We start from the raw sequence: 19,565 nt of genomic DNA on the forward strand, positions 1-19,565 counted from the left end.
TTCTTCTAATACCGGTGAAACCGGACCATACCGCCAAAAATTTTTTTGGCAAAAACCCAAAAACGGAAACTTTTTTCCGTTCCGGTTCGTCTTTGATTAGTGAGGAATGATTTTCCATATGATGATTAGGAGTTTGGAGGATGAGTTCGTGAAAAAAATCTGGACTGGAATTTTTGCTGCGATAATAGCGGTTCCGCTGCTGCAACCGCCGCCTGCTCAGGCGGCCAAACCGATCTCCGTCTATATTGACGGCAGCCGGCTGGCGACAAAGCAGGCGCCGATTGCCATTAAAGGCCGGGTAATGCTGCCAATGCGCGCTATTTTCGAAGCGCTGGGCGCATCGATCAATTGGAACCAGAAATCGCAAACGGTAACGGCGAAAAAGAACGGAAAGACGATCAAGCTCAAAATCAAAGCAAAAACGGCGACCATCGGCAACAAAACCGTGAAACTTGATGTTCCGGCGCAAAACTTAAGGGGCACAACGATGGTTCCCGTACGTTTCGTCACCGAGGCGCTGGGTGAAAAAGTGGGTTATACCAACAAAACGAAAATCGTCACAATCACCACGTCGGGCTCCCGCGGAAGTGGCGGCAACGGTGGTAACGGTGGTAACGTCGGAGGCGACGGCAACGTGACCTTGCCGAGCCCGGTAGCCAACGTTTCAGCGCGTGACATCGGGGACAACGGGGACGGCCGCGACTTGGAAGTCCGTTTCTCCAAAGCCTACAACGAATCGAATATAGACCATTACCGTGTTCTGATCGTTAAATCGGCCAATTCGTCTCAATTCGGTCTGGCTGCGGCGCGAAACGTGACTTCAGGAAACTATACGACCCTGTATCCTAACGGTTCGGATCAGGTGCTCACGCTTACGTCCAACTCGCGGGATGTGGACGGTGATTATATCCGGGAAGACCAATCTTATGTCGCGATCGTGTTGTCGGTAGGAAAAACGAGCGGCCAAATTGCCATGTCGAGCGCTTCACAGGTCGTTACGCTGCAGCGTGACTCGTCGGTAGCGGCGCCTACGAATGTCAGAGTCTCCGATATCGGCGATTACGGTGACGGCCGCGATCTGCGCGTCGAGTTTACCCGGGCGCAAAATGAGAGCGACATTGCGAACTACCGTGTGTTCGTCGTGAAGACTGCGGACGCGAACAAATTTGACCTGAACACGGCAAACAACGTGTCAAATTCTTATTCAACGGTCGTATACAAGTCCGGGAGCAGCCAAACGCTTAGCGTGGATCTTACGTCGTCTTCCCGCGACACGTCCGGGGATTATATCAAAAACGGAACAGCGTACACCGTATTTGTGATGTCGGTCAGCAACAATACGGGCGTTAAAGCCAACAGGCTGTCGGCGGCATCGTCTTCAATCAGGCTGGATAGCGGCTCCTTGAATTACCCCGTAGTCACCGAAGTGGAGGACGTGAACGATTATGGGGACGGCCGGGATTTGCAAGTGAGCTTTTCAAAAGTGAACGATGAGGCCAAAATCGGCTCTTACCGGATTTTTGTCGTGAAAAGCAAAAACTACAGCGACTTTACCCTGTCGAAGGCGAATAACGTATCGAGCTCCAATTATACCCAGGTCAGCAAAACAGGGTACAACATTAACGATTACCGCTTGTCCTCCAGCGCCAGGGACGTCGACGGAGATTATATCCGCAATGATGTAAATTACCGGGTGTTCGTCATGGCGGTAGGAAACGGGTCAAATGCCAACGTCCTGTCCTCGGCATCAAGCTCGATAACGCTGGTTAACGGCTACAGCGGAGGCAATAACGGCAGCGGCAAAAACGGTAAGGTTGATATCGTTTCGAATCTGACGGTCAGTGACGTGGACAATTATGGGGATGGCCGCGATCTGCGGGTAGAGTTCTCCCGGGCTTCGGATGAGTCGTACATCGACCAATACCGGATTATGGTCGTCAAATCGTCGAATGCGAGCAGCTTTACTTTGTCCAAAGCGAATGATGTTTCCAGCAATAACTATACGCGCGTCTACAAGGACGGAAAAACGTTGTCGCAGGTGCTGAGCTCAAGCGCCCGTGACGTCAACGGAGATCTGATTAAACAGGATGTAAGTTACAAGGTGTTTGTCCTGTCGGTAGGCAAAAGCGGTTACTCCAACGCGCTGTCCTATGCATCCAGCGAGATTACGCTGAAGAATGACAAAAGAGCGGGGACCGTTTCGAATCTGAAGGTCAGCGATGTGGCGGATAACGGCAACGGCAGTGACCTGCGCGTCGAGTTCACCCGGGCTTCGGATGAATCGTACATCGACCAATACCGGATTATGGTTGTCAAATCGTCGAAGGCGGGCAGCTTTACTTTGTCCGATGCGAATAACGTTTCCAGCAATAACTATACGCGTGTCAACAAAAGCGGAACTACACTGACGGAAGTACTAAGCGCAAGCGCCCGTGACGTTGACGGGGATCTGATTAAAGAAGGCGTAAGCTACAAGGTGTTTGTCCTGTCGGTAGGCAAAGGCAGCTCGGGAACGAACGCGCTGTCGAGTGCATCGAGCGACATTACGCTGACGAAGCAAGTTACCATTGGGGCCGTTTCGAACCTGACGGTAAGCGACGTGGGCAATAATGGCAACGGCAGTGACCTGCGTGTCGAGTTTACCCGGGCCTCGGATGAGTCGTACGTCGACCATTACCGGATTATGGTCGTCAAATCATCGAAGGCGGGCAGCTTTACTTTGTCCAATGCGAATAACGTTTCCAGCAATAACTATACGCTTGTCAACAAAGGCGGAAATACGTTAACCAAAGTGTTGGATTCGAATGCTCGTGACGTTGACGGGGATCTGATTAAAGAAGACGTAAGCTATAAGGTATTCGTCCTGACGGCAGGCGGCGGCAATTACTCAGGCACAAACGCGCTGTCCGCAGCATCCGGCGAGATCACGTTACCTAAGAAAGCCAATATTGAGGCTGTTTCGGACCTGAAGGTCAGCGATGTGGGAGATAAGGGGAACGGCAGTGACCTGCAGGTATCGTTTACCCGGGCCTCGGATGAGTCGTACGTCGATCATTACCGGATTATGGTCGTCAAATCATCGAAGGCGGGCAGCTTTACTTTGTCCAAAGCGAATGACGTTTCCAGTAATAACTATACGCGTGTCATCAAAAGCGGAAATACACTGACGGAAGAACTGAGCGCAAGCGCCCATGACGTTGACGGGGATCTGATTAAAGAAGGCGTAAGCTATAATGTGTTCGTCCTGACGGTAGGCAGCGGCAATTACTCGGGCCCGAACGCCTTGTCTTCGCCATCCAGCGCGATTACTTTGAAGACTGAAGTTAAAGTCATAGAGGCCGTGACCGGATTGCATTTCGACATCATCGGGAATAAGGGCACAGTTAACGATATCTCCGTTGGATTCAATAAGCTGAACGACGAAAGCAAAGTGGAGGAGTACCGAATTATGGTCGTGCCGGCAGCCAAAGCCGCGAACTTTAAAGTGGCGAACGCCAACGACGTAACGCCTACGGACAATTACACCCAGGTAAAACCGAACGGGTCCAATGTCCAGATCACACTGCAGAAAGACAAAGACGCATTCGGCGATCCAATCAAAGCAGGGACGAATTATCAGTTGTTCGTGCTCACGGTAACGAAAGCGGGCTCCGGATACGAAAATGCTTTGTCCGCCGCGTCAAATCAATTTACGTTACCAGCAAGTCCGGAGGAGGTAACGGTTCCGAAAGTAAGCCAGGCGTCGGTACAAGCCAATGGTTCCGAGATATCGGTGAGCTTCACTGCGCCGCAAGGCGATGAATATATCGCTTCCTACGTTATTTTCGCCGTTCCATCCGGCGGTTCCATCGATCTTGCGTCGGCTAAGGCGTCTGTGGATAAAGGCACTAAGGTACTCAAAGCAGGGCCGCTTACCAACATTAAGCTTACTCAGGATTTCGCAGGTCAAGCGATTAACAGTCAGTCGGCCTACAGCATCTATATTTTGTCGGTACCCGATATGACAAATGCGAAGCAATATAATTTATCCGCATCTTTTGCCTATCCGAAGGTCCAGGCAGCCCAGCCTGCGAGAACGGCGAAGCCGACCCCGCAAGCGAAGTGATGCCGTGCCAGGCAGGATAATAAACAAGACCGAAGAGCGGCCCAATATGTTGGGCCGCTCTTCGTGCGTTGGATTAAACTTACGGAATTTGCGGCAACCGTTTGACATTCTTTTCAAATTTTATGTACCCTAGTAAGAAAAACATCTATCGCTATACCTTCAAAGAAGACAGACTGCGTTCGGCGATAGTTTGCGATATGTATTTTAAGGACACGCAGGGAAAAAAACGGGAGCCGCATGATGGGGAATTTGTGTGAATATGTTCGGGCGGAAGGAACGCTCGACGACAGCAAAATATGGAGAAGAGAGCCGCTTTACCGGGGGATGAACGGCAGGTTTGTGGAGCGCTTTTATCCGGCGAAGGGGCAAAGCTGCATTTTTAAGCCGTTAACGAACGGCGAGTCGATCGATCGTGAAATTTGGGTGTATAGACATGTGCTGCCCTTTTTCCCGCCGATTTATCCGCAGATGCTGGCGACCTCCGGGGAGGGCAAGGGAGCGGCCGGCTGGGCGATTTTTGAGGATCTCGGCGCCCTGGGACACGCGTATCGCTTGGAGAATGCTTTGAAGGTTGCACAGCGGATGGCGTGGTGGCATAGCCTTCCGGCGGCCGAATGGAGCGGTTTGTCCATGCAGGGGCCCAAGCCCGGCATCGAGGCCATCGCCGCCGAGCTTTTGGACCGGCAAAACGAGGCCGCCGCGGTTTTAAGCGAGCTTGGGCTTGGCCAGCCGGCGGGAATATTCGCCGCGGCCCGCGCGGCTCGCGCGGGGGAGCGGTTTGGCGGGCCGCGGGTGTTGTCGCACGGCGATCTCCACCAAGGGAATTACGCCGTCACGGACGAGGGGCGGCTGTATATTTTGGATTGGGAACACGCCCACCTGAGCTCTCCGTTTGGGGATCTCTTTCACCTGATCGATATGTCGCATCCGATGTTTGCCAAGCGTATGACCGCTTCCGACCGGGAGCGGATTCTTGGCGAGTACCTGGGACAAGCCCGGCTTTACGGGGCCGAGTGGGAGCGGAGGGCGTTCGTCCGCGAATACGGGAGTTTTGCCGTGCTTTTCGCCCTTTGGATGCTGCTGCTGATTCAAAGCGATCTTAAGCGGGCGGAATGCGTTTGGCCCCGGGAACGGCTGCTGGCCCAGCGGGAGGAAACGGCGGCCAATTTGGCCGGCTGCATGGTTCTTATGGGCAGTTAGCGCAAGCTTGGATAGATGGAAGTTTGCAAGCATCACAACACAAGGTATTTGACACAGAAAATAAGGCGGGATCATATGAAAAAAGTCGGTTTGGTCATGCGGAAAATCCAGTTTACGGAGGCGCAGGGGCCTCGCGTGTTTGCGGAACGGCTGCGCAACATTGCGGCGGAGCTTGGCGTCGAGATCGTGTTTATTTCTCCGGAGCGCCATGTCAGCGGACATGACTGGATTCCGGGTTACGAGCATGAAAAAGGGGATTTGGTCAACTACGACATCGTGCTGGACCAAATTTACGCGGAGGGGATCGAGCACGTGATCTATACGGTCTCCGGGTTTACGTTTCTCAAAATGTTCATCAAAAACAGCGTGCTGTTCCCGCACAGCTTTCCCGATCCGGCGCTGACCGGCTACGAAATGATGAAGCCGTTTTACGGGATCGTGGACAAGGCGGTCGTGCAGACGGAGTTTTTGCGGCGGCAGCTTCGTGACGTGTTCGGGGTGACGGACGTCGACGTGATCCCGATCGGCTTTGACGAGACGCTGGCGCGGAAGCATTTTGATCCGGCGGCCATCGTGGACAACCGGGTGCTTTGGATCGGCCGGGACGAGGAGAACCGGCGCCCGGATCTGGTGCTGGAGTATGCGCGGCAGAACCCGGACAAAGATGTCGTCATGGTTTTCGGCGGGGCGCGTTACCGGGAGAGCGTGAAAAAATACGACATCCCCGGCAACGTAACCCTGCGGTTCGCTTTGTCCCAGGAAGAGGTTTTCGCCTTGATGAATTCAGCCAAGGTGTATTGGAGCTGCTCGAAATTCGATACCTTTGCCATGCCGCTGACGGAAGCGCTGGCGATGGGGAAAATCGTCGTCAAACCCGAACATCCCTGCTACGACCATATCAGCTCCCGCCACGCCTTTGCGGGCAACGAGCAAAACTGGTTCGAGCTGGTCAATATGGCGGCGGCCGCGCCGCAGAGATTCTCCGCCGACAACCGCGAGTACGCCTTTGCGAAGTTTTCGGCCACGGTGATGAAGCGGGGCTACCGGGACTTTTTTGCGGGGTGGTTGAAATGAGCGGACGGATGGCGGATAGCGCCCTGGGTCACCGGCTTGAGGAGTTGGCTGCGAGCGGCTGGCCGCCGCGCGAATCGCGGCGTCTAGGCTCCTGGCAGCTTCGAGCCAATGGCGGCGTAACGAGGCGGGCCAACAGCGTGCTTGCCGCTGGCCCGTTCCCGGAAGGGGATTGGCTGGAGGAGGCGGAGCGTTTCTATCGCGACCGGGGGCTGCCGCCTTGCTTTCATGTGAGCGATTTTTCGCCTCCGGAGTTGGATAGTCTGCTCGCGGCTGCGGACTATGAAGAGGCGATGCACTGCCTGATGCTGGCGGCTTCCTGCCGGGAAATCATAAACCGCGCCGCAGACTTTGGGCTTGTTTGCTCCGCTATGGCCGCGGAGGAAGGGACAGAGGAATTCCGTTTCCCTGGAACCGGGGTCATCCTTGCGCCGGAGGTGAGCGAGCCGTGGTTGGACGATTTTTTACGGATGGAAGGGTTTCCCGAATTACGGCGTGAAGGCTACAGGTCGATCTTTGCCGCTATGCCTTCCCCTAAAGCGTTTGTTGCGATCGTAGATCAAGGGGAGCCCATAGGGGTGGCCACGGCGGTGGTCGAGGCCGGCTGGGCCGGAATCAGCAATGTTGTCGTCGATCCGCGCCACCGCCGCAAGAGAGCGGCCGCCCGGATGCTGCTCGCCCTCGCGGCCTGGTCGGCCGAAGCGGGGGCGGAAGGCATGTACCTCCAGGTGCTTGAGAAGAACGCCCCGGCGCTGGAGCTCTACGGGAAACTTGGTTTTGCCGCCGTGTCGGGATATCATTACCGGATTGGCAAATAGCAGGGAGGGGGACTGGCCCGTAAGTACTGGACTAGATCAGCTAAGATCGGCCCAAGTCGCCCGCTCATTGGAAATATCCAATAGAACTGGTAGTTGAGTGATCAGATACAGCGTTTTATTGGATATTTCCAATAGATTAGACACGGCACGGCGAAAAAGGGAGCTTTGAGCGAAATCTATTGGATATTTCCAATGAGAGCTCAAAGGGTGTTCGATTTCCCGCAATCTATTGGATATTTCCAATGTGAGGTGGACTGCCTGCAACTATACCTCCACACCTGTTTATCTGCCTTACTTGCGACTCCGTGCTCCTTACACTAGTTACCTGCTAATCTGCTAACCTGCTAACCTGCTAATCTGCTAATCTGCTAACCTGCTAACCTGCTAACCTGCTAACCTGCTAACCTCCTAACCTCCTAACCTGTAACCTCCTTGCTTCTGCCTGAAATCCTTCACCCGAAAAAAGCTTGATGGGCGCAAGCAGGAATGTTCGCATTGGCGGACGAATACATTTTCAGGAAGAGCAGACTTGATCTAAGGGTATCCTGGAACGGCAACCGTGATTTCCACTAACAATGTAAGCGCTTCGACAAAATCCACTGACGAAACGGAGGCTTTGCGATGACATTGGCCGAGCAGTTGGGATATGAACCGGGAGCGAAGCTGCTGATCGTTAACGCCGATGACTTCGGCATGTGCCATGCCGAAAACGCGGCTATCATGCAGCTGCTTAAGGAAGGGGCCGTATCCTCGGCCACCGTGATGATTCCTTGCGGCTGGGCCAAGGAGGCGGCGGCCTGGAGCGCCGCGCGTCCCGAACACGATGTCGGCGTGCATTTGACGTTTACCAGCGAATGGAGCGGCTATAAATGGGGACCGGTCACGAGGAACGGCGATGTCAGCACGCTTGTGACGGAGGAGGGGTATTTTCCCGCCGATATCGCCGCGTTTGAACGGCAGGCCGCACGCCATCACGTGCGCCTGGAGATGGTCAACCAGGTTGAAACGGCGCTGGCGCTGGGGCTTGCGCCAACCCACCTCGACAACCATATGGGCAGTTTGTACGGCCTTGCGACCGGACATCATTTCCTTGATGCAGCGTTTGAGGTTTGCGCCCGCTATGAGCTGCCGTTCCGCATGCCGCGGACGCTGCCCGATCTCGGCAAGCTGCCGGCGGAAGCCGCCGCAATGGCTCGGCAAGCCGCCGAACTCGCCGACCGGATGGGCGTCGTGATCCTCGACCATTTGATCGGCCTTCCCTTCGGCAAGCAGCCGGGGGAAACGTACGAAAGCTATAAACGGGACATGATCCGCGTGCTGCGGTCCCTGCGGCCCGGCGTCTCCGAGATCATTATTCATCCGGCTTTGGCGTCGGAGGAATTGAAGGCTATTCACGGGGAATGGGAGAAGCGGCAGTGGGATTTTGACTTGTTCCGCGATCCGGAAGTGCGGGAAACCATCAGCTCGGAAGGCATCGTCATGATCCGGTGGCGGGATTTGCGGAAGCTGCAGCAGCACCGGTAATGTACATGAACGGCCAACGGAGAGGAAATCGATGAAGCGCGTTACTCAGCGGGAAGATGGGGTGAAGCGGAGTTAGCCAACGGAAAGGAACGTGCCAGGCGGATTATCCAACGAAAGGAACGTGCCAGGGGGATTACCCAAACGAAAGGAACAACAGGCCAGGCGGATCACCCAACGGGGGAGGGGAACGGATAAGGCGGTTTAAGGCTCAGGCATCCAAGCCGGAGCTGCGGAAGGTGGCCTACAGATCAGGCAATCCGGCCGTGAATTTGTTGTCCAAATAACGCCGAAGTATAAAAAACGGCAAGGCCGAGAGGAACTTCATTCCGCCCGCCTTGCCGTTATCTTTTTAATCTAAGCCGAATCCATGTGATCCAGCGGCTTTATTTTTCGCTCCTTCAACAATTTTTCCATATCGGAAACGTTTAAAGGGCGGCTGTAATAAAACCCCTGAATTTGGTCGCAGCCATGCTTTTGCAAAAAATCGAATTGTTCCTTCGTTTCCACCCCTTCGGCCAAAACCGTCATGCCCAGCGACTTCCCCAATTGAATGATCGAGAGCAGCAGCAGGCTGTCCCGTTCGGAGCAAGGGGTTTCCTGGATGAACGCCCGGTCGATTTTCAGCACCTGCAGCGGCAGGGACTTCAAATAGTTGATGGAGGAATAACCTGTGCCGAAATCGTCGACGGAGAGGGAAATTCCCCGCTCCTGCAAGGCGACCAGCGTTTCTTTGATGATCACCGGATTGTTCAGCAGCGACTCCGTGACCTCCAGTTCCAGATACTGCGGCTTCAGCCCCGTTTCCTTCAGCACGTTCTCGACGGTGCGCAAAAACTGGGGATGCCTGAATTGGACAGCGGATACATTTACGGAGATCGGCAGCTTCGGAAAGCCATTGTCCTGCCATTGCTTGTTGGCCCGGCAGGCCTCGCGCAGCACCCATTCTCCCAACTCGACGATAAACCCGGTATCTTCGGCGATCGGAATAAACGTATTCGGCGGGATATAGCCCTGAACCGGGTCATTCCAGCGGATCAACGCTTCGTAACCGGTAAGGTTCACGGTGGCGGAGTCCACCTTGGGCTGGAAATGCAGCTCAAACTGCCCTTCCGCAAGCGCCCGGGCCATTTTTTGCTCTAAAGAAACCCGTTCCAGCAGCTTGTCCATTAAGTAGTAGTCAAAATAGTGCGGTCCGTTAAGCGCTTCCTCCTTAGCTTCCTTAAGAGCAAGCTCGGCATGCTTTAACAATTGGGTAACATCGGGACCGTCGTCCGGGAAAAGGCTGATGCCCATGCCGAAACCGATTTGAATTTCTTCCCCGGCCAAAACGTAAGGCTCATGCAGCGCATCGCTCAGACCGAGCGCTAAAGTATGTATAAACAAAGGATCGGATATGTCGGAAACAAGCACGATAAATTCGTCGGCAAAGCTGCGGCACATCAACGTTTCTTCGGCGAAGGAGCTCCGCAGCCGGTCGGCGACCTGCCGGAGCAGTTCGTTTCCCGTGCTTTCCCCGTAGCTTTCATTGATATACCGGAACCGGTTCAGGTTGACGTGAAACACGGCCGCGGTTTTCTTCTCGGCTTCCGCCTTGAGGAGTTCAGCGTGCATCAATTCCCGGAAGCGGCTCATATTCAACAAATGGGTGATAGGATCCAAATTCGAGAGTTGGCGGATCTGCTCCGTAGAGGCTCTTCGTTCTTCTATCTCCTGGGTGACGTCTAACTGAAGCCCAATAAAATAGAGGGGTTGCCCATCCGAATCAAAAATGGGGCTAATGGTAAATTGGTTCCAAAAGGTACTGCCGTCTTTCTTGTAATTTTTGATCGTGACGGTTGACGATCGGCCGCTTAAGATTGCTTGGCGTATAACCTCCAACTGCTCTTTGTTCGTTTCCGCACCCTGAAGAAACCGGGGATTCCGCAGCAAAACTTCCTCGCGGGAATAACCGGTGATTTCCTCGAAGCCCCGATTTACGTATACGAGAGGGTTGTCCTGCAAACGAGGATCGGTTATCGCAAGCCCCACACCCATCAAATCGATGGCGCGCAGCAGCGCCGAGGCGTCGATGATTGACTCAAAACTGGATTGAAAGGCTAGCTGGTCGTCCACTTTTAAAAGCCTCCTCGAAATGAACCGCAAATGGTGTTAACAAGAACTCTGACGATGTCCGGCATACGGGAGAATATCCGTAACAAAACTTATATACTCATCATACATGCGTCATAAGGAGGAAAGCAATGGATTTCTTTAGTTACGGAAGTTCAGTCCATAAGCAGCTTTAGCAGCTGTGTCCGGTTGCTGGCCCCGACTTTTTGGAAAATCGAGCGCATATGTTTTTTGATCGTGACCTCGCTCAAAAACAACTTGGAAGCGATATCCCGATTGGTCAATCCTTCGGCGGCCAGCGCTGCAACCTCCTTCTCCCGGCGGGTTAAATCGGTGCGGGCGTAAATGACCTCCTCGGGCTTCGCTTTGGGCAGGTGCTCCAGGGAAGATCCCGGAGAAAGGAGGAGGTCTGCGGCAGACGGTTCCCCTTGTCCGGCTTCCGGTTCACCGCCGTTTTCCCGGCCGCCGTATAAAGCCGTCAGCGCCATCGGGTGTCCGTCGGTCTGTTTCCAGAGCCGGAAGATCAGTTCCTGGTCGGTGATACCGTATCCGCGCAAATAAGCAACAACGCTGCAGTAGTCCAAATTCCCCAAGGGCATCCGGTAAATGCTGCGTTTCCAGACCATGGAGTTCAGCCAATGCTCGGATAGCGGATTCCTCCCGGAGATGACGGTAAGACAGCCGGCTTTAATCTGCGGAAAAAAGAAATCGCGCAACCAGTCGTCCAGATCCTCCAGCAGTTCGTACGAATCGAGAAAGAGAATGGTCGGACCCGTTTCCGCTCTCCGCTGAATGGCTTCGATGGCGGCTCTGACGACAAAAGCGGGATCGGAAGAGGGAGGAAGCGTACCCAGAAGCCCGAGCTGCTTCAGTATTTGCCGGCAGAAATCAGCGGGCTTTGCCTTAAAACGCGCGGCATCCAGGGCAACGGTAGCGGCGCCTTGCCGGATGGCCTGTTTTTGGAATTCTTCGGCCAGGGCGCTTTTGCCGACTCCGGCGGCCCCATAGATGCTTATGATCCGTTCCATTTTCAAATAGTGGCTCAAATAAACGGAAAAAGTCTCCAGCTCCCATTCCCTGCCAAGCAAACGGGAGCCTCGCGCTGTGTCCGCCCTCTCATGCATTTGCATACTCATGGCTATTCACCCTCAAATTTCGTAGATATTTTCCATTTATCTTTAAGGATATCGTTGAATTATGTAAAGGAATAGTGACTTTTTGTATAGTCTTGTCGAAAACTCGGGCTCTGAAAGTATACTTTGGGGTAATGTTCTCGGCTGTTATGACCATGATAAATTTGAATCTGTCGAATAGGAAGTTTCTGTGGTCTGGACTGCATTTAGCGAAACCTGAAGGGAGGCTGGATTTCGCCGCTTGCTGGCCGGCTTAGCTTGTTTAATAAAGAGGTGTTGCCATGAAACAGGTTCATATCGCCATGCTTGAGCCGGGGGACGTTTTGGCCGAGCCGATTTTGAATCAACGCGGAATCGTCATGTTGGGCCCGGGAACGGCGCTGAACGAAGTCCATATCAACCGTTTAAAAAAACTGGGGATCAAAGACGCGTTTATCGTCAATAAAGAGCCGCAGGAGAAACGGCCCGCAGCCAAAGCCGAGCTCCAATTTGCGCCAGCCGCCGAAGGCTCGCTCACTCCCGTGCCTGTTCAGGAAATCAGAGATAAGTGGGAAAAGCGCCAGGAAATGAGGCAGGCCTTGATCCGGCTGGCCGACGCGGAGCTGGGGATCGGCCGGCCGTCGAGCCCGCAGATGGAGGAGCCGTTTCGCCGGATGTTCCGCAACACTTTATATGAGATTACGCGCCATGACGAGGTGGTTGACGGTTTGCTCCGCCTGGAGAGAGCCGACCCTTACTTGCTGGAGCATTCTTTTCACGTCACGGCGTATACGGCTATTCTCGGTCTGGCAAATGGCTATGCCGGCGCCGAAATGCTCGAGCTATGCGTCGGATCGCTGCTGTTCGACATCGGGATGACGGAGCTGCCGGCCCATACTTTTAGCAGCACCGGCAGTCTGACCGGAGCCGAGCGGGCCGCGGTCAGGCTGCATCCGGAGGCAGGTCACCGCATCATCAGCCGGATGGAAGGGGTCTCCCCGCGCTCGGCATTATGCGCGCTGCAGCATCACGAACGGTTTAACGGCACGGGGTATCCTTCGCGGCTTAAACACGGGGAGATCGATGAATATGCGGAAATCGTGGCGATCGCCGATACGTACCACGCGCTGATCTCCCGCAGAAATTACCGGCTGGCTTATACGCCCGGAGAAGCGGTCGAATACTTGCTGGCCGCCGGAGACCGGTATTTCAGCCTCGATCTGATTCAAACCTACTTAAAGCATATCAGCATTTATCCTCTCTCCAGCGTAGTCAGGCTGAGCAGCGGCCAGTTGGGGGTCGTAACCTCCCTGGAAACGAGTCTGGTGCACCGGCCCGTCGTCAAAATTATCCGCGAAGCCGACGGCAGCCTCGTAAGCGCCCCCTACGAAGTGGATTTAATGCGCAAAACCGATCTGGTGATTTCCGGCTTGGTGGAAGAGACTGCGGGTGAGACCATCAAGGCGTAGCGGAGGATCATCAAAGCAAGAAGCCCCTTGATCAAAGGGGCTTCTTGCTTTGATGGGCTAATTCCTTTTTATACCTACCTTCGTTGATCAGTTCCAGCAGTTGGCCGTTTTTCACTAGGAAGAAGGGCGATCCGATGGGATCAACTGCAAAAATGCATTTTATTTTCCGTGAATTTGCGTTTTAGAGCGGTTGAAATGCAAAAATACATCTCGTTCAGGGCTATCTGATAAAAAAGTAGCTTTTGACCCGAAATGAAATGCACTTTTACATCTGAACCACCTGTTTCGAGGAATTTCGACGAAAACCGCCTGCACTTTTGCATTTCGTGGGCTTCCCCTTAGCGCGGTGTCGCGCTGCATGACGCCGACGGCGGACGACCACTCCTTATATCGCAACGTCGCAGGTCTCTGCCTGCATCATTTCCAGCTTCCGGATGATTTCCTTTTGCCATTGCTTGTCGCCTAGTTGAATGGCGAGATTCAGCAAATCGAGGTAATCGTCGGTGCACAGCGCTGTTTTTCTCCGAGCGGATAATCTCATCGCGGCCTTCAGCTCCTCCATCTATTATCTAATAATGATAATCATTATCACATATCCTGATATCATTATGCATATTTGCCGGCCGGTTGTAAATACGCTATCGGCTGGGAACAATTCCCCGGAGCGTTAGGTAGTTAAGATTTTGTTTTGACCGGCACCGGACAAAATATTAAGATATATAAAAATTGAAGGAAATCGACTGGAGGCGCTATGGAGACCGAATCGTTATTAAAAGTGGAAGAGCTGGCACTCAAGAAGTACAAAATTTTTCGCCAAAGTCAAATCCGTTATATCGCCAGGGCGATGCTGGCCAGCATGTTTATCGGGTTTGGCGTTATCGTCGCCTTCAAAAGCGGCAACTATTTCTATCTTGAGCATTCTCCGCTTACATACCCGATGGCGGCCATTACGTTCGGCGCGGCCATCATTCTGATCGCTTACGGCGGAGGGGATCTTTTTACCGGGAATACGTTTTATTATACCTTTGCCGCGTTAAGGAAGAAGCTGAAATGGTCGGATGTCGGCCGGCTCTGGGGGCTTAGCTATATCGGAAATATCATGGGAGCCGCCGCTTTTGCTTTACTGATTTATTTGACGGGCCTGTTTACCGATGCCTCGGTCAACAGTTTTCTGTTGAGCGTTGTGGAGCATAAAATGGCCACGCCTACCCTTGAGCTGTTTTTTCGCGCCATCCTGTGCAATTGGCTTGTTTGCCTGGCCTTCTTCATCCCGATGTCGCTGCAGGGCGACGGCGCCAAGATGTTCGCCATGATGCTGTTTGTTTTCTGTTTTTTCATTTCCGGATACGAGCACAGCATCGCGAATATGTGCACCTTCGCCATCGCGCTGGTGCTGAACCATCCGGGGACGATTTCTTTTGCCGGCGTGGTTCACAATTTAATCCCGGTGACAATAGGCAATTTGATCGGCGGGGTGATGTTGATGGGCTTTATGTATTACTTCGCGAACAAGCCTTATTTGGATGCCCAGGAGGCAGGCGATCTTCCGCAAGACAAACATTGATTTCGTTGCCTAGAAAATAATTTGGTTCGAAGCGCAAAAGGAGGTTGCAGGTGCGGGGGAGGCGTGAAACCGTGGAGCCGCCGCGGCATTTGAGGCGGGCGAAGGACAACGTGATTCAAGGTTATTAGGCTCCGGAGAATACGTGATTCAAGATAATTTTGCTCCGGAGGATGATGGATCCTCCGGATTATGTTAAGCCTGTGCCTAGGCATCCGCCGGTTCGATATGCGGGTCCGCCAAAAAAGCGGTGATCGGCATGGATGCGGCGCCCAAAGCGGTCGAGCGGATGCCGAGATTGGCGAAGGCGACATGCGATTTTTTGCGATGATAGGAAAGGCTGCGGTTTTCCAGCGTTTCGAGCATTGCTTCCTGCAGCAGATCGCCGGCCAGCGACAGCCGGTTGCCGATGACGATCAGCTCGGGGTTCAGGATGTTGACAAGGTTGGCCAAACCGACGCCAAGCTGGGCGCCGGTTTCGTTCAGGAGCCGGACCGCTTTCGGGTCGCCCTCGCGGGCCAGCCGGACGATCTGCTCCAGGTCGGGAACCGCGCGGCCCCACAGCTTGCCGGCCCGGTCCAGCAGCGCTTTTTCGGAGGCCAAGGTCTCCCAGCAGCCGCGGTTGCCGCAGCGGCAGAGGGGCCCGTCTTCGGCCACGGTCATATGGCCGACCTCGCCGGAGAAATTCGAGGTGCCGCGGTACAGCTCCCCGCCCACGATGATCCCCGAGCCGATGCCGATCCCGATGCTCAAGTAGATCAGGTTGAGGGCGTCCCGGCCGGCCCCGTACAGTTTCTCCCCGATCGCGCCGGCGTTCGCCTCGTTATCGATATGGATGTTGGCGCCGAATTCGGCGGCGAGGGGGCCGAGCAAGTCGACCTGGTTCCAGCCCAGATTGGGGGCGGACACAACGCGGCTGTTCTCGTCGACGAGCCCGGGAACTCCGATGCCGATCCCGACGATGCCGTAGGCGGAATCGGGCAGTTTTTTGGCCAGCTGGCGGATCGCTTTGCGGATTTGCTCCAGCACGCTGTCCGGGGAAGAGTCGGCCAGGGTGGCGGTTTTCTCCTGCAGGACGTTGCCCTCCAAATCGACGAGCACGGCCAGCAGATCGTTTACGCGAATATCGATGCCGATCGCGTATCCGGCGCTGCGGTTGAACAGCAGCAGGGTCGGCTTGCGGCCGCCGCTCGATTCGCCGGGGCCGATTTCGGCGACGAGCCGGCTGTCGATCAGCTCGGACACGAGGGACGACACCGTCGCCTTGTTGAGACCGATCGCGGTGGAAATATCCGCCCGGGACAAGGGCTGGCGCTGCCGGATCGTGTCGAGGACGATCGTTTTGTTCATTTTTTTAATCAGCTGCTGGTCGCCTGTTATTTTCATCTTTTTCCTCCACAGTCACGTTGCGTATATTCCGTATACCTTATTTACGTACTTTATACGCATCATACACAACAGTCCCCCGAAAAATCAACAAAAAACAACAACTTAGTTTATTGGCTAGACAAACTAAGTTGAACGTGATACGATCTAGTTGTGCAGGGCATGCCGCCTGGAAACGGCGAGCATGCTCCTTATAAACCAATGGATGTAAAGGCTTACTTAAAAACCAAACCGGTTGGGAGGACTTTATTGTGAGTTATTTTAAAAACGTGAACAAAATCCAGTATGAAGGCGCAGAATCCACAAATCCGCTGGCATTCAAACATTATAACGAAAACGAAGTCGTGCTTGGCAAATCGATGAAAGACCATCTGCGTTTCGCGGTGGCTTATTGGCACACGCTGACGATGAACGGCAGCGACCCGTTTGGCCAAGGCAACATGATCCGTCCGTGGGAAACCGTAAGCGGACTGGACCTGGCCAAGGTGCGCGTGGAAGTCAACTTCGAATTCCTCGAAAAACTCGGCGCACCGTACTTCTGCTTCCATGACGTGGACATTGCACCGGAAGGCGAAACGCTGAAGGAATCGAACGAAAACCTCGACGTGATCGTCGCAAAAATCAAGGAAGGCATGAAAGCGACCGGCGTGAAGCTGCTGTGGAACACGGCCAACATGTTCTCCAACCCGCGTTACGTCCACGGCGCGGCAACGACCTCCAATGCCGACGTGTTCGCTTACGCCGCGGCGCAAGTGAAAAAAGGCCTGGAAACGGCGCTTGAGCTGGGCGCGGAAAACTACGTGTTCTGGGGCGGGCGCGAAGGTTACGAGTCTCTGCTGAACACGGATATGGGCTTGGAGCTCGATAACCTGGCAAGATTTTTCAACATGGCGGTTGATTACGCCAAAGAAATCGGCTTTAAAGGCCAATTCCTGATCGAGCCGAAGCCGAAAGAGCCGACCAAACACCAATACGATTTCGACGCGGCCACGACGATTGCCTTCCTGCAAAAATACGGCCTGCAGGATCATTTCAAACTGAACCTGGAAGCGAACCATGCGACGCTGGCCGGCCATACGTTCGAGCATGAGCTGCGCGTAGCCCGCATCAACAACATGCTCGGTTCGATCGACGCCAACCAGGGCGATCCGCTGCTCGGTTGGGATACGGACGAATTCCCGACCGATCTCTATGCCGTTACCCTGGCGATGTACGAAATTTTGCAAAACGGCGGACTCGGCTCCGGCGGCGTGAACTTCGACGCCAAAGTAAGACGCGGATCTTTTGAGCCGGAAGATTTGTTCTATGCGCATATCGCCGGTATGGACAGCTTCGCCAAAGGCTTGAAGGTGGCCGGCAAGCTGATCGAGGACAAATTCTTCGACAAGCTGCTCGATGAGCGTTACGCCAGCTTCAAAACCGGCATCGGCGCCGAGATCGTATCCGGCAAAGCCAACTTCAAAACGCTGGAAGCTTACGCGCTGCAAAACAGCAAAATCGTCAACAAATCCAACCATCTTGAACTGATCAAAGCCCGCCTGAACGAATATATTTTCAGCGCGAAGTAATCAGGGTGGCCGGACGCCTTGTCCGTCTTAGTATGTATGAAAAGGGACGCTTGCCGTCCCTTTTTGTGGTCGTACGCCCCTGCCTGCCGGGGAAATATGAAAGGAGAATCGAACGGATGAAATATGTGATCGGCATCGATCTTGGCACAAGTTCGGTCAAAACGCTGCTCGTCGGCCAAGACGGGGAAATCAAAGGGGAAGCCTCCGCGGCTTACCCGCTCATTCAGGAGCGTCCCGGGTACAGCGAGCAAAATCCCGAGGAATGGGTAAACGGCACGGTTGATTGTTTGCAGCGGCTGCTGCAGGAGAGCGGCGTTTCGGCGGCGGACATCGAGGGCGTGTCGTTCTCGGGTCAAATGCACGGACTGGTGCTGCTGGACGAGCAAAACAACGTGCTGCGCAACGCGATTTTGTGGAACGATACGCGCACGACCAAGCAATGCCGGGAAATCGAGGCGAAGCTGGGCGATCGGTTGCTAGAAATTACGCGCAATGCGGCACTGGAAGGATTTACGCTGCCGAAGGTTTTATGGGTGCAGGAGCATGAACCGGAATTGTTCGCCAAAGCGGCGCGTTTCGTGCTGCCGAAGGATTATTTGCGGTACCGGATGACCGGCAAGGTGCAGATGGAAATCTCCGACGCCGCCGGAACGCTGATGCTGAACGTGCCGGAAGGAAAGTGGAGCGATGAAATCGCCGCCGCGTTTGGCCTTCCGGAAGGCTTTTGCCCGCCGCTCGTCGGCAGCACCGAGGAGACGGGGACGCTGCTGCCGGAGTTTGCGGCGCAAACCGGCCTGTCCCCGGCGACGAAGGTGTTCGGCGGCGGCGCGGACAACGCCTGCGGCGCGGTTGGCGCGGGGATCGTCCGCAAGGGCGACGCGCTGTGCAGCGTGGGAACCTCCGGCGTTGTCCTAACTTACGAAGAGGACAAAAGCAAAGACTTCGGCGGCAAGGTGCATTTCTTTAACCATGCCCATCCGGGGGCGTTTTACGCGATGGGCGTGACGCTGGGCGCGGGGTACTCCCTGAGCTGGTTTAAGGAGTCGCTGGCACCGGAGCTGAGCTTCGACGAGCTGCTGAAGCCGGTGGGCGGCATCGCTCCGGGCTCGGAGGGGCTGCTGTTCACCCCTTACCTGGTTGGGGAACGTACGCCGCACGCGGACAGCGTCATTCGCGCCAGCTTCATCGGCTTGTCCGGCACGCACCGCCGCGAGCATCTGGCCCGCGCCGTCATGGAGGGGATCACGTTCTCCCTGCAGGAGTCGTTGGATCTGATCCGCCAAGCCGGCATCGCGGTTGAGCGCGTCATTTCCATCGGCGGCGGCGCGAAAAATCCGGTCTGGCTGCAGATGCAGGCCGATATTTTCGGCAAGCCGGTCGTCGCGCTGAAGAACGAGCAAGGCCCGGCGATGGGCGCGGCGATGATGGCCGCCGTCGGTAGCGGCTGGTTCGCCAGCCTGAAGGAATGCGCCGACGCGTTTATCGGCTACGCCGCCACGTACGAGCCGATCCCGGCCAACGTGGAAAAGTACGCCCGGCTCTTTAAGCTGTACCAGCAAGTTTACGCGGCCACCCGGTCGCTGAATGAAGGGCTGCAGGAATTCCGGGGGTAAAGTGCATATGTGTTTTTACCTCCCGTCTG

General features: G+C 54.7%; 13 protein-coding genes. 9 read left to right on the forward strand and 4 right to left on the reverse strand.

Going from position 1 to position 19,565, the window contains the following annotated elements; genetic code table 11:
• Positions 1-148: 148 nt before the first annotated feature.
• The 5 genes from NYE69_RS05800 (at position 149) to NYE69_RS05820 (ending at position 8,718) form a co-directional block, all read left to right on the forward strand.
• Entirely contained in the window at positions 149-4,105 is a 3,957-nt protein-coding gene (locus NYE69_RS05800) for a copper amine oxidase N-terminal domain-containing protein (RefSeq protein ID WP_340925054.1), read from the forward strand.
• A gap of 240 nt (positions 4,106-4,345) precedes the next feature.
• Complete coding sequence (locus NYE69_RS05805) at positions 4,346-5,305, forward strand: phosphotransferase (RefSeq protein WP_230877179.1); 960 nt, start codon at positions 4,346-4,348, stop codon at positions 5,303-5,305.
• Between the two features lie 75 nt (positions 5,306-5,380).
• Positions 5,381-6,379, forward strand: a complete 999-nt coding sequence (locus NYE69_RS05810; protein ID WP_155620725.1) for a glycosyltransferase — start codon at positions 5,381-5,383, stop codon at positions 6,377-6,379.
• Positions 6,376-7,194, forward strand: a complete 819-nt coding sequence (locus NYE69_RS05815) for a GNAT family N-acetyltransferase (protein WP_155620724.1) — start codon at positions 6,376-6,378, stop codon at positions 7,192-7,194. Before NYE69_RS05810 ends, NYE69_RS05815 begins: the two co-directional genes overlap by 4 nt.
• 621 nt (positions 7,195-7,815) lie before the next feature.
• Positions 7,816-8,718, forward strand: a complete 903-nt coding sequence (locus NYE69_RS05820) for a polysaccharide deacetylase family protein (protein ID WP_155620723.1) — start codon at positions 7,816-7,818, stop codon at positions 8,716-8,718.
• A 354-nt stretch (positions 8,719-9,072) separates the two neighbouring features.
• Here NYE69_RS05820 and NYE69_RS05825 read toward each other — a convergent pair whose 3' ends face one another.
• Positions 9,073-10,830: a putative bifunctional diguanylate cyclase/phosphodiesterase gene (locus NYE69_RS05825; protein WP_340925059.1), complete on the reverse strand. Its 1,758-nt coding sequence runs from the start codon at positions 10,828-10,830 to the stop codon at positions 9,073-9,075.
• 152 nt (positions 10,831-10,982) lie between these two features.
• The gene (locus NYE69_RS05830; protein ID WP_340925061.1) at positions 10,983-11,963 is read right to left on the reverse strand and encodes a LuxR C-terminal-related transcriptional regulator; all 981 of its coding nucleotides are present in this window, start codon (positions 11,961-11,963) and stop codon (positions 10,983-10,985) included.
• Between the two features lie 278 nt (positions 11,964-12,241).
• On the opposite strand from NYE69_RS05830, the gene NYE69_RS05835 reads away from it, so the two are divergent.
• Entirely contained in the window at positions 12,242-13,408 is a 1,167-nt protein-coding gene (locus tag NYE69_RS05835) for an HD-GYP domain-containing protein (RefSeq protein WP_340925063.1), read from the forward strand.
• A 385-nt stretch (positions 13,409-13,793) separates the two neighbouring features.
• Here NYE69_RS05835 and NYE69_RS05840 read toward each other — a convergent pair whose 3' ends face one another.
• Positions 13,794-13,949, reverse strand: coding sequence for a hypothetical protein (locus NYE69_RS05840; RefSeq protein WP_340925065.1), 156 nt, complete (start codon positions 13,947-13,949; stop codon positions 13,794-13,796).
• Positions 13,950-14,159: 210 nt separating this feature from the next.
• On the opposite strand from NYE69_RS05840, the gene NYE69_RS05845 reads away from it, so the two are divergent.
• Positions 14,160-14,972, forward strand: coding sequence for a formate/nitrite transporter family protein (locus NYE69_RS05845; RefSeq protein WP_326043877.1), 813 nt, complete (start codon positions 14,160-14,162; stop codon positions 14,970-14,972).
• 204 nt (positions 14,973-15,176) lie between these two features.
• Here the strand turns inward: NYE69_RS05845 and NYE69_RS05850 are convergent, their stop codons facing one another.
• Positions 15,177-16,355: an ROK family transcriptional regulator gene (locus NYE69_RS05850; RefSeq protein ID WP_340925068.1), complete on the reverse strand. Its 1,179-nt coding sequence runs from the start codon at positions 16,353-16,355 to the stop codon at positions 15,177-15,179.
• Positions 16,356-16,606: 251 nt separating this feature from the next.
• Here NYE69_RS05850 and xylA point away from each other — a divergent pair, with 251 nt between their 5' ends.
• Both xylA and xylB read left to right on the forward strand, forming a co-directional pair.
• Positions 16,607-17,923: a xylose isomerase gene (gene xylA, locus NYE69_RS05855; RefSeq protein ID WP_340925070.1), complete on the forward strand. Its 1,317-nt coding sequence runs from the start codon at positions 16,607-16,609 to the stop codon at positions 17,921-17,923.
• Between the two features lie 116 nt (positions 17,924-18,039).
• On the forward strand, positions 18,040-19,536 hold the full coding sequence (gene xylB, locus NYE69_RS05860; protein WP_340925072.1) for a xylulokinase: 1,497 nt from the start codon (positions 18,040-18,042) through the stop codon (positions 19,534-19,536).
• Positions 19,537-19,565: the final 29 nt, after the last annotated feature.

Origin of the sequence: Paenibacillus sp. FSL R5-0527 (genome assembly GCF_038008055.1) — a bacterium.
GTDB lineage: Bacteria > Bacillota > Bacilli > Paenibacillales > Paenibacillaceae > Fontibacillus > Fontibacillus macerans.

Bases quoted from the DNA above. Each gene is read 5' to 3' on its own strand.
- NYE69_RS05805 (WP_230877179.1), top strand. From the start codon at position 4,346: ATGGGGAATTTGTGTGAATATGTTCGGGCGGAAGGAACGCTCGACGAC.
- NYE69_RS05810 (WP_155620725.1), top strand. From the start codon at position 5,381: ATGAAAAAAGTCGGTTTGGTCATGCGGAAAATCCAGTTTACGGAGGCG.
- NYE69_RS05815 (WP_155620724.1), top strand. From the start codon at position 6,376: ATGAGCGGACGGATGGCGGATAGCGCCCTGGGTCACCGGCTTGAGGAG.
- NYE69_RS05820 (WP_155620723.1), top strand. From the start codon at position 7,816: ATGACATTGGCCGAGCAGTTGGGATATGAACCGGGAGCGAAGCTGCTG.
- NYE69_RS05830 (WP_340925061.1), bottom strand. From the start codon at position 11,963: ATGAGTATGCAAATGCATGAGAGGGCGGACACAGCGCGAGGCTCCCGT.
- NYE69_RS05835 (WP_340925063.1), top strand. From the start codon at position 12,242: ATGAAACAGGTTCATATCGCCATGCTTGAGCCGGGGGACGTTTTGGCC.
- NYE69_RS05840 (WP_340925065.1), bottom strand. From the start codon at position 13,949: ATGAGATTATCCGCTCGGAGAAAAACAGCGCTGTGCACCGACGATTAC.
- NYE69_RS05845 (WP_326043877.1), top strand. From the start codon at position 14,160: ATGGAGACCGAATCGTTATTAAAAGTGGAAGAGCTGGCACTCAAGAAG.
- NYE69_RS05850 (WP_340925068.1), bottom strand. From the start codon at position 16,355: ATGAAAATAACAGGCGACCAGCAGCTGATTAAAAAAATGAACAAAACG.
- xylB (WP_340925072.1), top strand. From the start codon at position 18,040: ATGAAATATGTGATCGGCATCGATCTTGGCACAAGTTCGGTCAAAACG.